The organism is Albidovulum inexpectatum (assembly GCF_002927635.1).
Classification (GTDB): domain Bacteria; phylum Pseudomonadota; class Alphaproteobacteria; order Rhodobacterales; family Rhodobacteraceae; genus Albidovulum; species Albidovulum inexpectatum.
Map to the genome: position 1 here is coordinate 291355 of NZ_PRDS01000003.1, position 15692 is coordinate 307046.

Genomic DNA, 15692 nt, shown 5'->3' on the forward strand with positions numbered 1-15692 from the left:
AGATTCTATGTCAACAAAATCAATAACTTGCAGGCATAACCCGCATCGCTTATCTTGGGACTACCCCGAGGTATTTGGGCTTGGCCTGCTGGCAATAGTGCCGGAGTCCGCCCCAAGCCGATCTCATCCTTGATCACGGGGCTCGTCACCGGATTGCAGCGATCCGGGGAGGCGCTTGGCGCGCCCTCCCTCCGGCTGCCTGCGGTCCAGAGATCCACTGCCGCCGCGGCGGCCCGAACGAGAACGAGTGCCCATGCGCCAAAGCCCCACGCAGCGTGGCGGACCCGCCAGCCCGCCCACCATCTGGATGGCCGAGAAGGTGGTCCAGACCCCGCTCTCCAGGCTCAAGCCCTATGCCAACAACAACCGCGTCCATACCGAGAAGAACATCGCCAAGCTCAAGGCCTCGGTGGCGCAGTTCGGCTTCGTCACCCCGATCCTTGTCGATGCCTCCGGCGTGATCATCGCCGGGCACGGGCGCTTCGAGGCGGCAAAGGCCCTTGGGCTTGAGACGGTGCCGACCGTGGTCGCCGATCATCTCTCCGAGGCCGAGGTGCGGGCCCTGCGCATCGCCGACAACCGGCTGGCCGAGCTCTCGGAGTGGAACGTCGAGGCGCTGCGGATCGAGTTCGCCGACCTGCTCGACCTCGGGATCGAGGGGGATCTCGACTTCAGCCTCGACATCACCGGCTTCGAGATGCCCCAGATCGACATCATGCTGGCCGGTGCGGGCACCGAGGAGGAGGAACCCGAGACGGTGGACCTGCCCGATCCCGATCGCCCGGCCATCGCCCGTCCCGGGGATCTCTGGATCCTCGGGCCGCACCGGCTTCTGTGTGGCGACGCGCTCGATGCGGCGAGCTACGCGCGGGTCCTCGAGGGCGAGGTGCCGCGCATGGTCTTCACCGATCCGCCCTACAACGTGCCCGTCCAGGGTCACGTGCGCGCGGGGAGCAACGGGGCGCATCGCGAATTCGTCATGGCCTCGGGAGAGATGACGGCGGACGAGTTCCGCCGCTTCCTCGGGGGCTTTCTCGTCCACCTCGAGCGCCACCTGCCCAAGGGCGGCATCGCCATGGTCTGCATGGACTGGCGCCACGTCGAGGAATTGATCGGGGCGGGCAAGTCGGCCGGGTTCGAGCTGATCAACCTCTGCGTCTGGAACAAGACCAACGGCGGGATGGGCAGCCTCTACCGCTCCAAGCACGAGCTCGTCTGCATCTTCAAGAAGCCCGGCGGGGCGCATGTGAACAACGTCGAGCTGGGCCGGCATGGGCGCAACCGTACCAATGTCTGGGACCATGCCGGGGTCAACAGCTTCGGTGCCGGGCGGGAGGCGGACCTGGCCGATCACCCGACGGTCAAGCCCACGGCGCTGGTGGCCGATGCGATCATGGACGTGAGCCACAGGGGCGAGGTGGTGCTCGATGCCTTCGGCGGCTCGGGCGCGACGCTGCTTGCGGCCGAGCGCACCGGCCGGCGGGCACGGCTCATCGAGCTCGACCCGCTTTATGTCGACGTGGCGATCCGGCGCTGGCAGGAGATGACCGGCGGGCAGGCCCGCGAGGCGGTCACGGGTGAGCGCTTTGCCGAGCGCGCCGAGCGGCTGGCCGCGGCACAAGAGGAGGTTGCCGATGGCTGAGCGCAAGACAGACTACGAGGTGGGCTACCGCAAGCCGCCGAAGCACACGCGGTTCCGGAAGGGGCAGTCGGGCAACCCGAAAGGCCGGCCGAAGGGCGCCCGCGGGCTCACGGCCAGCCTCAAGCGCGAACTCGAGACGAAGATCACCATACGGGAAGGAAATCGCGAGCTGCGACTGACCAAGGGCGAGGCCATGGCCAAGCGCCTGACCAATGATGCGCTCACGGGTGACAAGAAGGCGCTGCTGGCGCTGCTGAAGCTCGACCCGCAGCTCTATGGCACGGTTGCCGACCAGGTCGAGGAGGCGGGCAAGGCGGCCCAGGCAGAGCCGGTCGATTTCGAGATCCTGCGGGATTACTTCGGTCAGTCTGAGAAGGGGGCTGCGACCGACACCGCGGAGGAGGGTGCCGATGACGAAGCCTGACCCCGCGCTCATCCGGCAGGCGGCGCTGGCGGTTTGCCGCGACGACTTCTTCGCCTTCCTCTGGCGCGCCTTCGACACGCTGCATGCCGGGGCCGGCGTGAAGTTCGTGCCGGCTTGGCACGTGCGCGCCATGTGCCATGAGCTGGAGGCCTTGCGCGCGGGCGAGAACAAGCGGCTGGTGATCACCATTCCGCCCCGTTGCCTCAAGTCGGTCACCGTGGCCTGGCCCGCGTTCCTTCTGGGCCACGCACCAGGGGCGAAGATCATCGTGGCAAGCTACGGGCTCGATCTTGCCCGCAAGCATGCCGAGGACTGCCGCAAGATCATCTCGGCGCAATGGTACCAGGAGATCTTCCCCGCAACCCGCCTTGCCCGCACCGGCAACACCGTCGAAGAGATCCGCACCACTTCCGGCGGCAGCCGCAAGGCGGTCTCGATCGGGGGCGCGGTGACCGGCCACGGCGCTGATCACATCATCATCGATGACCTGATGAAGGCCGCTGATGCCACCTCGGAGGCCGAGCTGATCCGCGCGCAGGACTTCATCGAGGGCACGCTGCTCTCGCGCTTCGACAACCCCTCCGAGGGGCGGGTGGTGATGGTGGCGCAGCGGCTCCACGAGATGGACCCGCCGGGCTACCTGATCGACAAGGGCACCTACCGGCACCTGAACCTGCCCGCCATCGCCGAGACCCACGAGCGGGTCGCCATCGGCCGGGGCCGGGTGCACGAGCGCCGCCCGGGCGATCTGCTCTTCCCCGAGCGGCTCGACCGCGAGACGCTGGACCGGATGCGCCGGGAAATGGGCAGCGCCGTCTTCAACTGCCAGTACCAGCAGAACCCTGTGGCCCCCGAGGGCTCGCCGCTGCGCTGGGAATGGTTCGGAACCTGGGACGAGGCCCTGCCGCGGGCCCGCTACCAGCTCATCGTGCAAAGCTGGGACACGGGCATGTCGGCGGACCCAAGGTCCGACTGGTCGGTCTGCACCACCTGGGGCTACCTGCACCCGCACTGGCACCTGCTCGATCTCTGGCGGGGGCAGCTCGATTACCCGGACCTCCGGGCACGGGTGATGGCACTGGACCGGCAATGGGCGCCGGAGAAGATCCTCATCGAGGACGCCGCGACCGGAAAGCCCCTTCTCGACGAGTTGGCCCGGGCCGGGCGGGACCGGCGCTTCGTCGCGATCAGGCCCGATCAGAACAAGGAGACCCGCTTCTCCGCCGCCTGCGCACCCGTCCAGGAGGGCAAGGTCATGCTGCCCCGCGAGGCCCCCTGGCTGCCCGCCTTCCGCCACGAGCTCCAGGCCTTCCCCCGCGGCCGCAATGACGACCAGGTCGACAGCTTCAGCCAGTTCCTCAACTGGTCCAGGACCCGCGGCTTCCTGCGCGCCCTGCGGCCCGAGCACCCGCTCAAGGAACGGCGGAGAAGGGATATCCGGAGGAGGCCGTGAGCGGGCGGTCCCGGCGGTTCGAATCCCTCTCGGGCCGCCACCATCACCATTGCGAAACTTGCAACACCCCCGGTCAGCGCCGGAATTTTCCCTGTTTTCAAAGGGGTTTGCGGATTGGGTCCGAACCTCTGAGACGGGCTGCACCCCCGGTTTCGGTCTCTGAACCGCCCTTGGTCTCTGGTCGAGCGAACCTCGCGCAATTCGGTTCGGTGTGATTTTCACAAGCGTTTTCAATGACCTGAGTTTCAACCCCGCCAAAACTTCGCCCCCTGTCTCCAATGCCTACGAGGGGAACATGGCGCGAACCAACAGGAGGCGTAGTGGCTGGGGCTGGTGGCAGGCTGGTGCGTAGGGATGACGGCATATGTCTCCCGTCCGCCCGCGAAAGCCTTGATGACAAACGCGCAATCCGTCTCTAGCCTGGCCGCGATGTCGAAAGCGCCCTGGACCGATGAAGAAAACGACCTGATCGTCGCGGATTACTTCGCGATGCTGGCCGATGATCTGGCCGAGCGGCCCTACAACAAGGCCGAACATCGCCGTGCGCTCCTGCCGCTCTTGAACGGCCGGACTGAAGGCTCTGTCGAGTTCAAGCACCAGAACATCAGCGCGGTCTTGAAGGGGCTGGGCGAGGATTGGATCCCCGGTTACAAGCCCGCGTTCAACTTCCAGACATCCCTGATCGATGCGGTGGCACGATGGCTGGCGCTCAACCCGGCTTGGCTGGGGCGGATGCCGAAAACCGCCGCCGGGTTGCACGAGGCCGCGCCGCTCTGGGTCGGTCCGGCGCCGACGCTCTCGAACCAGCCGCCGCCGCAGGAGCTGGAGCAGATGCTGCATGTGGCCGCCAAGTTCGACGTCGCGGGCCGGGACGAGCGCAACCGCGCCTTGGGCCGTGCCGGCGAGGAACGCGTGCTGGCGCATGAGCGGGCCACGCTCAAGGCCGCCGGGCGGGATGACCTGGCGCGCAAGGTGCGATGGGTGTCGGAGGAGGATGGCGACGGCGCGGGTTATGACATTGCCAGCTTCGCACCGGATGGCCAGTCGCGGCTTATCGAGGTGAAGACGACGAACGGATGGGAACGCACACCGTTCTACATCAGCCGCAACGAACTGGCCGTTGCCGAGGAGCGGCGCAAGGAATGGTGCCTGTTCCGGCTCTACCGGTTTTCCCGCGAGCCCAAAGCGTTCGAACTACGCCCGCCGCTCGATGCGCATGTCTCGCTGACGCCGACGACATTTGAGGCGAGCTTTCATTGAAGGCAAAGTGAAATCTTCCTCACGAAAAGAGGTAACCGAACCTCGTCTCCAGCTTCTCTTCGAGGCCAGCCAAAGAGGCTGAGTCGGAATCGTTGCCCTTTGAGATGGCTTTGACTTGCGTATCGATGTCGGCGGCTATTTCTTTGAGTTTCCTTTGGATCGGAGCCAGGGCGGGGCTGGCAGAAGCGCCCTTGACCGCCGCGCGCGCAGCAAATCTGGCTGTGGCGAGATAGTCGAGAACGCGGGTGTGTTCGGCTTCATCTGCTTCTACATCGAGCAACTGGAGAGCGCGGATCGTGCCGAAGTGCTGCAAGAGCAGACGGCCGATCAGGCGGGGCCACTCGGTACCATCCTTTGAGTTCAGCGTGAGCACCTGATGCGCCCGCGATGCGCCCGATATCGGCACCGCGCTTGCCATGACAACCTGAAGCAAGGCGCGCAGTCTGACGAGCTCGGCAGTGGTGATCCTTTTTTTCTTCAACGATGCGGTCCGCTTTTCGAATGATTGAACGGCTTCCAGGAACTTCCTAGCTGTCGCCTTTGCGCGTGCGCGCTGCGCAGATTTTTCTTGCTTGGAAACAGAGTTATCGTGACTTTCCGCCGTATTCTCGTCGTCTTGCGAAGGCTCGGTCGTGCGAAGATCCGTGGAGGCATCCTGCATCAAGGCGCGTTCGTCCGCCTCTGAAAAATCTTCGGATACCAAACCCACGAGGCGGTTCAAGCAGGCGTTGATAACGCTGGCCGCGGTTTCTCCCCGGCCAGCGACCCAATGGGGACGATGTTGATCCTGCTCACGAGCACGATTTCGGGCTTGCACGAATGCTTCATATGGAAGGACCTTGTGGTCCTTGTTTTCCGAGTCGGTCGATGTTTCTTTCGCGTGCGGTTTGCTCTGGGCAGATATTTCATTCTGAGAAGGATCGTCGAGCATCTCCAATTCGTTCAACGCCTCGAGAATGGTCAGGTCCTCCTGCTCCAGTTCTTCCAGTTCATCAATAATCCTGCGTTTGCGTCCCCGCTGTACGGGACGTGTTGACGAGGCCAGCACATCGAGATCTATCACGTATGTCGGCGCGGAACGGGTGCCGTCCGTCGCCACGACCACCGCGAGCCGAGGGCGCGGCAAATCGGGATCAATTTCCCAGTTTTTGCCCGAGGCGGCACCGATCTCGAGAACCTGGCCTGTCTCTGACCCGTCCCGGTCGAGAAGCCGGATTTCACGTGCGTCGAAGGCGCCGTGCACCGGCGGCCGCCATGTCAGCCTACACGCGTGCAACTCGAATGTGCCAGCGTCTGCCGGATCGGGCGGGGACGAGAGTACAGATGCCCTTTGATCTTTCGGTGGAAGGTCCGAGAACTGCAGGGGGTGGTCCTCATATCCCTCCAACCCAAGCGTGGTCAGAGCGGCGCCGCGGATGACGCGCTTGTAGATTCCTGCCTCGGCATTGCCATTGGATGCCTCGGGCCCGAGCAGTGCCGGAAACGAGCAGTTCATGCTGCCTGATATGACGTGATCCCACGTCGCGCCCCGTGCGAGGAAAAGTTTCGCGTGGACGAATCTCGCGGACCCGTCAACGGCAGCATCGAAAAGCCTTAACTTGTCATGTCGCGTCACGCTCTCCACCGGGAATTGCCCCGCCGAAGACTGCACCAGCAGATCGGTTTCAGGATTTCCAAGAGCGTTGCGAAGCCGCCTGAGCCCTTCTAACCCTTCATCCCAGAACGGCGAAATCACGATCAGCCGTTCGATCGGATCTCCGCCGATCGCCTTTACGATCTGCCCAAGGATGGCTTCGTCTGGCCGGTCGATGATTAGCTTCAAATCCTCCAGATCTTCACTTGTTTCATCAAGATACGCCGTCTGCAGCCATCGCGACTGCCTGAATGCACGCTCGAGCGCGGAAGAAAACCACGGATCGTCGCTGGGAACATGACCCGCGATATAGCGCAGAGCTTGCCCGAAAATGTGCAAGTATTCTGGCCGCTCGGCAGTATATGGAATGTCGGCAATCAGTTCACGATTTCCGCCCAGCCCCAGGCCCGTGAGGTTGGCCGAACCAATCAGCAAGCGGCCCTTTTCCGCCCCGCTCAGCAACGTGATTTTGGGATGGAACGCGCCTGGTACGGAAATCTTGACGACATGATAGAGCGTGCCGGCAAAGCGCGGCGGACCGAATTCTTCGAAGCTGGTGTTTACCATGCCCTGATCTGCCAACACCGAAATATTCCGGCACCCAGCGCCCCTCAGGCGCGGGAACGGCACATCCTCGAACGCCTGGGCTGAAAAGGCGTAAGTCGTCAAGAACGCGGAATCATATCCGCTTTCTCCAAAAACGTCGTAGTATTTCATTGCCGCTCGATTTCACTCAAACCCAAAGTCGTCGGTCCGTCATCGTTCAGCAATTTTGCGTCTCTCAGGAACTGGACCGCCTGGTCGATCCGCGGACTGCTCGGGGAAACCGTGAAGCCGGTGCGGTATCGCAGCATGCCGTCGTCCGGCTCCATCAGAAAGGTATAAGCCCTTTGATTGCGGAATTTTCGCGACGCAACCCACAGATGCCGTTTGATGATCCTTTCGGAAATGATTGCGCTCAAGGCCGACCCAGTCGGACGGTCCAGGAGGTCCTCGAAGTAGCGCAGTTCAGTGGCGTATGAACGGAAGTGGTCCGCCGCCCGGAGCCACCGCATGGTCTCGGGTCGATAGTCTTCGCGCTTGGCCCATAGCGCTCCGATCAGTTCGAGCGCGGCGCGGATTTCGTCCGCGTCCTCGCCTGTCTTTTCTGCATCCAAGAGTCTGGCCTGCGCATTCCTGGCGGTCGTTTCCGGCGCTGCTTTCGCGGAAAGGGCGGTAAGCGTGTCGGACCACGATTCTGTCGCATCGATACCGGAGAACTCGGCAATGTCTGCCACAAGCGTGGTTAGAGGTTGGCGACTGAAAGGAGCGCGGTTCAGTATGCGCAACCCGGCCGACAAAATACCCTCATAGGCCAGACGCATGAGGTCGCTTGCCTGATACAGAGACCAGAGCCCCAAAACCCCGTTGTCGTCATCGGAGCGGTCACGATCATTCGTTTCGAACCATGCCCATTTGGCGTCGTCTGCGCGGGGCGCCCGACCGAGGGCTTTGGATAGTTCCAGAAGCTTGAGCAGAGTTTGACGTCGAAGGGCGTCGGACGCACCGGCATTCTGTTGCCTGCCGGTCAATATCGCAACGAGGGCTGCCTGCTCCGAACTTCCTTCGCGGATGCGAGAAGGCTTTAAGGGCGCGAGCCGATCCAGATCTTCAACGGTGACGCGACCTTCTTCGACTGCGGCAAGGAACACTTCCGCCAGATCGCCCAGTTCGTTCTGCATCGCTTCCGCCAGAGGCATGGCCGCGTTTAAGCAATATGGAACCGGAAGATCGGGATCATCCATTCGGATGAGATTCATTTCGCGCAACTGGCTGGCGTAAATGCCGCCAAATGCGCCCCCCTTGTTCTTCAGGTAACGATTGTCAGGACTCGCATCAGGAGCGGCACCGTCCGAAAAATCGATGATCTGGTCCATACTCGGGTCGCTGCCGATGCCACTCACAGCGCGCAAAGCCCATTCGATTCCAGCGACACCAGGTTCATAGTCGCCACGCGCGCATATCAGCGCAAACAGCGCCTCGGCACGCCGCTGGAAGATCCGGAAATCTTCCAAAGCGGTGCTTCCGCTTCGGCGCGCGTAGGCGTCGAGAAGCCAAGGGAAGAACGAATAATAGCGCAAACGTAGAGTGATGGTGCTGATTCCAGGCAAGAGAGACTGATAGACGACTTCAATGGGTCGTTGCATTCCCAACGGATCAAGGCCTGTGACCTGACCAAGTTCGGTCCATTGGGGAAAGCCAGGTTGAAATTCATTCTGGTCTAGCAATTTGATCTACTCCACTCGTCACGTGCAACTGAGAGTAGAACTTGGAGACGGTCATTGGAATAGGTATTGGTTTCAATTATCCTCAAACACCCGCTCCACCTGCTCCTCCCATGGTAGCGAGGCGATCAGGCAAAGCTCGTAGATGGTGATCGCGCAGGGTTCGCGGTGGACGACGAGGCGTTCGAGTACCTCGGGCGCCAGCCAGGCGAGGCGTGTGAGGCGGCTGAGGTAGCGGTCGGAGAGACCTTCGTCGGCGGCGAGATCGGTGAGCGTGGCGACCTCGCCGGCCTCAAGCATCTTCCGCCAGCGCCAAGCCCGTCCGATGGCGCGCAGGAGGCGGGGATCCTGACCGGTGGGCGTTGCGGCCTCCGTGTCCTTGGGCGGCAGGATGCGCGGGCGGCCGCCGCGCTTGCGCAAGGTGAGCGGCACGTGGACGCGGATCGTGTCTTGCGTGGGCATCAGGCTGCGTCCTCTGCTTCGGGCGTCAGCAGGCTCGCCAAGGCGCCGAGCCCGTCATGGCGCAGGTCGATGTCCATGCCGTCCTCGCCGACCGTTACGCGCGCGACCAGGAGCTGCACCACGCGCGCCTGTTCGGCTGGGATCAGCGCGGCCCACATGTCATCGAATTGCGCGAGCGTGGCGACGACGGTGTTCTCGTCGAGATCCGCGCGTTCCTTCTTCAGTGCCCGTGCCGTGCGCGCCACGACCTCGGGCGTGCGCAGCATCCGCCGCACTTCGGCGATCACCGCTTCCTCGACCATCGCCGCCGGCAGCCGTTGCGGCCCGCGCAGCTCGGCCCTTGGCCGGCCCCGGATCACGTCCATCGAAGTGTAATAGCAATAGCGCTTGCCCTTGCGCTTGGTGTGATGCGGCGTCATCGCGGCGCCGGTCTGGGTGAAGATCAGCCCGCGCAAAAGGGCTGGCGCGGCCGCCCGGGTGCGCCCGGCGCGGGCATGCGTGTTGCCCTTGAGAACGGCATGGGCGGCGTCCCACAACTCGGGGCTGATGATCGCCTCATGCGCGCCGGGATAGGTCGCGCCCTTGTGGGTGATCTCGCCACGATAGATGCGGTTGTGCAAAAGCTTGTAGAGCGCGCCGCGGTCGATGGGCCGGCCGCGCTTGGAGCGGATGCCGCGCGCGTCCAGTTCGCGCACGACCGAGGCCGTGGTCTCGGACCGCGCGAAAAGCTCGAAGATGGTGCGAACGTTCTCGGCCTCGGCCGGGTTGATGACCAGCTTGCGGTCAACGGCGTCATAGCCGAGCGGGACGAAGCCGCCCATCCACATGCCCTTCTTCTTCGAGGCGGCCACCTTGTCGCGGATGCGCTCGCCGATCACCTCACGTTCGAACTGGGCGAAGCTGAGCAGGATGTTGAGCGTCAACCGCCCCATGGAGGTGGTGGTGTTGAAGGACTGGGTGACCGAGACGAAGGTCACGCCGTGGCGGTCGAAGATCTCCACCAGCTTCGAGAAATCCATCAGCGCGCGGCTGAGGCGGTCAATCTTGTAGACCACCACCACGTCCACCAGCCCGTCCTCGATGTCGGCGATCAGCTGCTTCAGCGCCGGGCGGTCGAGCGTACCGCCGGAAAACCCGCCGTCGTCGTAGCGGTCCCGCAGGCAGGCCCAGCCCTCGGCGCGCTGGCTGGCGATGTAGGCCTCGCAGGCCTCGCGCTGCGCATCGAGGCTGTTGAACTCCATGTCGAGCCCTTCCTCGGTGGACTTGCGGGTGTAGACGGCGCAGCGCAGGCGGCGCGCGGGCGTTTGTCGCGCGGTCATTTCACCCCTCCCGTCCGGTCGAGGCCGAAGAAGCGCCAGCCGTTCCAGTTCACGCCGGTGATGGCGCGCACGGCGGCCGAGAGCGACTTGAAGCGCCGCCCCTGCCATTCGAACCCGTCCGCCAGCACGGTGACGACATGCTCTTCACCCTCCCATTCGCGCACCAGCTTGGTGCCGGGGGCGGGTTTGCGCGGATCCGAGACCATGCCGCCCAGCTTGCCGGCGGCGACCTCCTCGGCCAGCACATCGAGCGTGCGCCGGGTCTCGCGCCCCAGCCCGCCGAGGGCCAGTTCCTGGATGCGGTAGCCCAGTCGAAGCTCGAGATTGCCGCGGCTGCCATTGGGCGCAGGCGCGTCGAACAGCGCCTCCCATTTCTCGCGCAACTGCGCCACGCTCATCGCCCGCAGGGCCATCAGCTCGGCCAGGACGTCGGGCCGTCCTGTGGAGCTTCCATTCGATCTTGTGTGCCTCATTCCTCGCCTCCAACTCGGTTTCGCAACTGCCTCCGACGACGGCGTCTGAGGGCGAGAATGTCCAGCGAACTGTCTGGGTCGGTGGGAGAATTATCGTTAGGTTTCGCCGGGTTGGCGCGCGAAACGGCGCCGGCGAGGATCTCGGCCAGTTCAGCGAGCCGCTGGTTGGCGGTGAGCGTCTCGGCGGGCGGCGCGAAGGACAAATCGTCGGGCATGGGGAGCGAACCTCCTGAGGCAGTTTGCTCCGTGTTCGCCGCGCGAGGGGAAGGATTTCAAGAGAAATCAGAGGGTTGTCGTAGGGATGCGAAACTCAAAGAGCTTGCTCGTGTTTGCCATGCCTGATCATCATTGGCGGGGTTAGACCTTTCACCTCGGTATCAGGCCATGTTGACCCATTGGGTGAAGAATCTCGGACTGAAGGCAATGCTCTGAGCGGCAGTTTGAGAGCGAACGTGTTTTTCCCGATCAGACATTTCCCAGCTGATCGTCGGCTTTCCTCGCCACTACGTCCTTTTTCCTCTGGTTGGCGTTGTCGACCTGGAACCAGAGATGTGGCGGCAAAGGTACGCGATGATGCCGACACGCGGTCATGAACAACGGGACTAAACCGCGTACAAAAGCTTCCATTCGAAGAATCTGATCATGTTCGGTGACGAGTGCGTCAATTTCATCTGATAACGATGTATCGCTGTCGTCAGTGTTGACCTCTGTAATTGGAATGCCGAACCCTATCGTTTCGCCAGTTCGCCAGATGAAATTATCCGTCTGTTCACTGGGAACCCATACCTGCTTGGTCATATGAGAAAGTACACGGCCCACGACATCTCTGAAAGCTTTCACTTCGTCCGTCGCTGAGAGGCGCTCTAGCCCAACGAGGACGAAAGGAACAAGAACACTCCCGCACGTGGAGCGCTCAAAATAGGCGTCGTCGCGACTTATCGGATGGCGGGCCAACTGACGATAATCTTGGAAGTAGGTCACCCAATGCGAACGGCGGATATATCGATACGAAAGCCGGGATGCTACCTCACGAAAATAGTGGTCAACATCATGCACGCGGCCGCAACCTTGGGCCAGAAGCATTAGCATACCAATCTCGATGTGATGATCGTCTCGCATCGGGGCAAGCAAGCTTGGATTCGTGTTGATCATGGAAATTGCGAGGTCAAGGATCTGGTCGCGCAGTTTGAGGTGTTCGCCCTGTCGGTCACCTTCGCTCGAGCAAGCGATATAATGGTGCCATAGTCCCAGAAGTGCGGCACGTCCTAGGGTCTCGAACAATGCCAGGTTGACGTCGAGCGAAGACCGTGAACGGACAGCAGCCGAAAGCGCGTTCTGCTTCACTGTATGCGGCCCGACTTTCTCGACTATCAGCTTGTTACTTACGTTGAGGTAGAGTGAAAGAACGTGGTCAAGAATCTCCTGACGTTCTGCGCGTCGGACCCTCGCACTTTCGGGGCAGCGCCGGAACGCATCCCAGGCATGCAGCATCGCCAACTCGCATGCCCGGTAAGGTGCGTCGAGATTACCCGCATCAATACCGTTACTTACGACGATCCAGAGGCAAATCATCATTTGCCGGAGGCGTTTTGTGCCTTGCCGGTCGGTTTCAATACTCTCGGTGAGGGCATCCAGTAGCGCCCGGAAATTTCGGTATGACTCTCCCGGCTCGCTCACCAGGGCTACCGCCTTCTGGAAGTGCGAGCGATGGTCAGGATCAAGTAGCTCTTGTCCAAGGATGCCCGACAGGATCAAATTTGCCAGACGATCGCCGTTCCACTCACGTATGCGGAGTGTTTCTGTTGAATGGCGCTCAACAAACCCGCGCCATTGCGCCCGGATTCCCTCTTGGATCTCCCCTCCCATGCAAACGCATATCGCCACTGGCAGGCTGCGATACTGCTGGGGAACCCGATTTGGAATGTAGTCGTCTAGAACCTCTCCCAAAGATGGACGTACCGCCTGCAACGTTCCGTCCCAGTCTACGCGCCCTACGTCGCCAGCTTTGATAACAAATAGCAAAAGTGACTTCGCTCCATCCGCGTCAGGATCAGGGCCAACAGCAGCGACATCGACGCCTGCTTGCCGTCCACCAATTCTTGGATGATGAACGATTTCGTAGCCCAATTCGCTGAGGAGCAGCGGCAGCAGAACGTCTAGCTCTCCGCGCTCCTTCATGCCTTGCAGATGCTGTCGAACGAGGAGCTTCACGCGATCACCCTCTGCTCATGGCGGAACCTCTCTAGCAACCATTCAGTCCCGACCGGGTCGAAAATAACTCCCTTTGGAAGTTCACTGCTGACAGACATTTCAGCCATGTGCACCGCCTGGGAGCAGCGATTGCCTTCACCGTCTTTCATGCTGAAACTCGACTGATCGCCATAGAGCAGCGATTGCGTCGTCACAATCTGTGCGAAAATTGATTTCTCTCTGGCCATTTCTTGAATCCGGGCTGCTTCTTCTGCTTCTTGAAAGCGAACAAGAGCCCTCTGAGACGCTTGTGGCTCCAACTCGACAACCTCACGGGCCGCCTCAAATCCGTCCAACAGCTTATTTGCCTGGTGGATGGCGGAGCTAATGGCTTTTGTTTCAGGGCCATCAGTGCCGTTGATACTCTCAAGCCAGTCCTTGAGCGCGCCACCATAGTTCAACAGCAATGGGTCGAAGAGTAAGTCTGCTACTTCCCTTGTAGCTTCCGGATTCCCGGCCCTGAGGACCGCGACTATCCAAGATGCGGCGGTCATGGGCGAAAGAAACAAGAAGCCAATGGCTTTTCGGCATAAGAAAACCTGATCGATGGGGTCGAGAGGCAGGTCTGCTGGCTGAATATCGACGCAAGGAGAAGTTCGGTTTATCTCGGAGAGGTGTGACGTTAGCGTTGAGCACACATGATAATTTCCTTCCAAAAGCCAGCTGGTCGCAAGCGTCGCAAGACTCTTGCGATCACCTGACACTGTTGCCGAAAAGAATCCCTGCAGTTCGTCTTTGCCGATAGCTCCTTCAGTACGGGCGATAAGATTTGCAGCCGTCTGGCCCGCCTGCTGTGGGTTTGATTTCCAAAGGCGACGCAGTGCTGAGTCGATTTCTTGAATTGTGCCTCTGTTTTCTGGGTTCACCTTAAGGATGCCCTCCAGGCATCTCTGAACTTCTTCTGGGCACATCTGGTTCAGATGCATGTTCAATGCGTTGGCCATTAGGTGAACGCTTATTGGGTAATCGCTTTCTGCCGTTCGATCGAACGCTTCAGCAAACTCCGCTCGGTCTAGATCTTCATGTTTGGCGGCTATGTCCAGAGCAGCCTTGATAAGTGCGGCGGCCCCCTCAGCTTCACAACTCTCCGCTATTCCCAATATGTAGGCAACGGCCTGCTCCGCCTCGGCTAGCGTGAGCGCCATCCGGGAAAGGGCGAGCACACCCGCCGTTCGTTCTTCGCCTATGGCTTCGGCGGAGCGCATCGCTTCCTGGAAGTCGTCCTTGCTTTCTAATGCAAATACGAGATGACGAAGCGACAATGAATCACCGGCGCGCGCAGATGAAATTATCTCCTGGGCCCGTCTCTTGTCGGATTCACACCATTGTCGGAACGCTGCGTTTGGCTGATTTGCAGCGAGATCATCTCCGCCTTTCTCCACAAGCAAATGTACCAAATTCATCACTTCGTTGGGTGCCGCGTCTAAGAATGGAATGATCTCGCAAGCAATTATTTGGATATCAAAGAAATCAGTTCCTGAAAGCTTGCGGAGGAAATCCAAGTCCTGTTGGGACAGAAGAACATTACGTCGTGAAGCAGCTTCCGCAATCGCCCTGATTAAATTTTCATCTTTGCGGTCAGTGCGATCGAGCTCCTGCAAGGTGCGAAAGAACCCCTGCGCGACAATCCTCTGTTCAATTTCGTGCAAATTCACCCTCCAACACTGCTTAGGTTCCGCTCCACGCCGAAGCAATGGCACGTCCTGTTGGTATCCTACAAAGGGTTCAGTTCACAACTCCCGCGCGAACCAACGAATGCGGCCGACGATGTAGATTTCGTCGGCCGTTCGTTCATAGGGGCTGTAGACGGGATTGTCCGAGATGACGCGCACGGCGGGCGGGTCGCTGTTGGGGATGTGCTCCAGCCGCTTGGCGACCAGCCCCATGCCGTCGTCCAGCACGAAGATGCCGGGCGGGTTGGGGGTGCGGCGGGCCATGTCGACCAGCACCGTGTCGCCGCTCAGAAGCGTCGGTGCCATGCTGTCGCCTTCCACATGCATGATGCGCAGCTGCGAGGGGCTGGCGCCGAGGCTGCCCTTTATCCAGGAGCGACGGAAGTGATAGGCGCGGCCGGCGCTGTCCTCGTGATCCTGCACCACCGCGCCGCCGCCCATGGACGGGCGCGGGCTTGCGTGGGCGATGGAGACGAAGGCCTCGTCGGGGTTCTCGATGAAGGGGGGCGTGCCCTCGACATCGCCGATGCCGTGGATCAGCCAGTCCCGTTCCACCTTCAGAACCCGCGCGACGGCGCCAAGGCGCTCGACGTTCGGACGGGTCGAACGGCCCCGCAGGATGTCGTAGACGAAGGAGCGGTTGACCCCGGCCATCTCGGCCACATGCGCGGGGCTGAGCCCGAGCTGGTGCGCGCGGGCCCTGAGACGGTCGGCCAGTGTGTGATGCAAGGTCATGTTGTCCCCAGCGGGTTGTGGATAGAATAGGATAAAACAGGATTGAACGTGAGGCGTCAAGCGAATAGGAACAAAGGGTAAACAATCGGGGCGGGATTCGGAGG

The 15692-nt window shown here is 61.5% G+C and carries 13 protein-coding genes; 4 read left to right on the forward strand and 9 right to left on the reverse strand.

The window, feature by feature from the left end:
* Window positions 1–253 precede the first annotated feature (253 nt).
* The 4 genes from LV82_RS06945 to LV82_RS06955 all read left to right on the forward strand — a co-directional run bounded on the left by LV82_RS06945 (window position 254) and on the right by LV82_RS06955 (window position 4779).
* Window positions 254–1642: a site-specific DNA-methyltransferase gene (locus LV82_RS06945; RefSeq protein ID WP_245873094.1), complete on the forward strand. Its 1389-nt coding sequence runs from the start codon at window positions 254–256 to the stop codon at window positions 1640–1642.
* Window positions 1635–2066 carry a DUF5681 domain-containing protein gene (locus tag LV82_RS14865; RefSeq protein ID WP_170063367.1) on the forward strand — a complete coding sequence of 144 codons (432 nt, stop codon included), beginning with the start codon at window positions 1635–1637 and terminating at the stop codon, window positions 2064–2066. Before LV82_RS06945 ends, LV82_RS14865 begins: the two co-directional genes overlap by 8 nt.
* Window positions 2053–3519 carry a phage terminase large subunit gene (gene terL / locus LV82_RS06950; protein ID WP_170063368.1) on the forward strand — a complete coding sequence of 489 codons (1467 nt, stop codon included), beginning with the start codon at window positions 2053–2055 and terminating at the stop codon, window positions 3517–3519. Before LV82_RS14865 ends, terL begins: the two co-directional genes overlap by 14 nt.
* Before the next feature lie 429 nt (window positions 3520–3948).
* On the forward strand, window positions 3949–4779 hold the full coding sequence (locus tag LV82_RS06955; RefSeq protein ID WP_104070232.1) for a protein NO VEIN domain-containing protein: 831 nt from the start codon (window positions 3949–3951) through the stop codon (window positions 4777–4779).
* Window positions 4780–4798: 19 nt separating this feature from the next.
* On the opposite strand, the gene LV82_RS06960 is transcribed toward LV82_RS06955, so the two are convergent.
* The 9 genes from LV82_RS06960 to LV82_RS06995 form a co-directional block, all read right to left on the reverse strand.
* Window positions 4799–7129, reverse strand: a complete 2331-nt coding sequence (locus LV82_RS06960) for a phospholipase D-like domain-containing protein (protein WP_104070233.1) — start codon at window positions 7127–7129, stop codon at window positions 4799–4801.
* Window positions 7126–8598 carry a hypothetical protein gene (locus tag LV82_RS06965; RefSeq protein WP_104070235.1) on the reverse strand — a complete coding sequence of 491 codons (1473 nt, stop codon included), beginning with the start codon at window positions 8596–8598 and terminating at the stop codon, window positions 7126–7128. The genes LV82_RS06960 and LV82_RS06965 overlap by 4 nt, the downstream gene beginning before the upstream one ends.
* 153 nt (window positions 8599–8751) lie before the next feature.
* A complete protein-coding gene (locus LV82_RS06970; RefSeq protein WP_104070236.1) occupies window positions 8752–9138 on the reverse strand; it encodes a hypothetical protein in 387 nt (128 codons plus the stop codon).
* Window positions 9138–10457: a recombinase family protein gene (locus LV82_RS06975; protein WP_104070238.1), complete on the reverse strand. Its 1320-nt coding sequence runs from the start codon at window positions 10455–10457 to the stop codon at window positions 9138–9140. The genes LV82_RS06970 and LV82_RS06975 overlap by 1 nt, the downstream gene beginning before the upstream one ends.
* On the reverse strand, window positions 10454–10930 hold the full coding sequence (locus tag LV82_RS06980; protein ID WP_104070239.1) for a DUF2924 domain-containing protein: 477 nt from the start codon (window positions 10928–10930) through the stop codon (window positions 10454–10456). Before LV82_RS06980 ends, LV82_RS06975 begins: the two co-directional genes overlap by 4 nt.
* On the reverse strand, window positions 10927–11145 hold the full coding sequence (locus tag LV82_RS14765) for a hypothetical protein (protein ID WP_146065135.1): 219 nt from the start codon (window positions 11143–11145) through the stop codon (window positions 10927–10929). The genes LV82_RS06980 and LV82_RS14765 overlap by 4 nt, the downstream gene beginning before the upstream one ends.
* A 250-nt stretch (window positions 11146–11395) precedes the next feature.
* Complete coding sequence (locus LV82_RS06985; protein ID WP_146065136.1) at window positions 11396–13141, reverse strand: hypothetical protein; 1746 nt, start codon at window positions 13139–13141, stop codon at window positions 11396–11398.
* The gene (locus tag LV82_RS06990) at window positions 13138–14835 is read right to left on the reverse strand and encodes a hypothetical protein (protein WP_104070242.1); all 1698 of its coding nucleotides are present in this window, start codon (window positions 14833–14835) and stop codon (window positions 13138–13140) included. The genes LV82_RS06985 and LV82_RS06990 overlap by 4 nt, the downstream gene beginning before the upstream one ends.
* Before the next feature lie 75 nt (window positions 14836–14910).
* A complete protein-coding gene (locus tag LV82_RS06995) occupies window positions 14911–15588 on the reverse strand; it encodes an XRE family transcriptional regulator (RefSeq protein WP_104070244.1) in 678 nt (225 codons plus the stop codon).
* Window positions 15589–15692 lie beyond the last annotated feature (104 nt).

Excerpts from the sequence above, each read along its gene's own strand:
- terL (WP_170063368.1), top strand. The coding sequence starts at position 2,053 with ATGACGAAGCCTGACCCCGCGCTCATCCGGCAGGCGGCGCTGGCGGTT.
- LV82_RS06975 (WP_104070238.1), bottom strand. The coding sequence starts at position 10,457 with ATGACCGCGCGACAAACGCCCGCGCGCCGCCTGCGCTGCGCCGTCTAC.
- LV82_RS06960 (WP_104070233.1), bottom strand. The coding sequence starts at position 7,129 with ATGAAATACTACGACGTTTTTGGAGAAAGCGGATATGATTCCGCGTTC.
- LV82_RS06980 (WP_104070239.1), bottom strand. The coding sequence starts at position 10,930 with ATGAGGCACACAAGATCGAATGGAAGCTCCACAGGACGGCCCGACGTC.
- LV82_RS14865 (WP_170063367.1), top strand. The coding sequence starts at position 1,635 with ATGGCTGAGCGCAAGACAGACTACGAGGTGGGCTACCGCAAGCCGCCG.
- LV82_RS06995 (WP_104070244.1), bottom strand. The coding sequence starts at position 15,588 with ATGACCTTGCATCACACACTGGCCGACCGTCTCAGGGCCCGCGCGCAC.
- LV82_RS06965 (WP_104070235.1), bottom strand. The coding sequence starts at position 8,598 with ATGCAACGACCCATTGAAGTCGTCTATCAGTCTCTCTTGCCTGGAATC.
- LV82_RS06955 (WP_104070232.1), top strand. The coding sequence starts at position 3,949 with ATGTCGAAAGCGCCCTGGACCGATGAAGAAAACGACCTGATCGTCGCG.
- LV82_RS14765 (WP_146065135.1), bottom strand. The coding sequence starts at position 11,145 with ATGCCCGACGATTTGTCCTTCGCGCCGCCCGCCGAGACGCTCACCGCC.
- LV82_RS06945 (WP_245873094.1), top strand. The coding sequence starts at position 254 with ATGCGCCAAAGCCCCACGCAGCGTGGCGGACCCGCCAGCCCGCCCACC.
- LV82_RS06970 (WP_104070236.1), bottom strand. The coding sequence starts at position 9,138 with ATGCCCACGCAAGACACGATCCGCGTCCACGTGCCGCTCACCTTGCGC.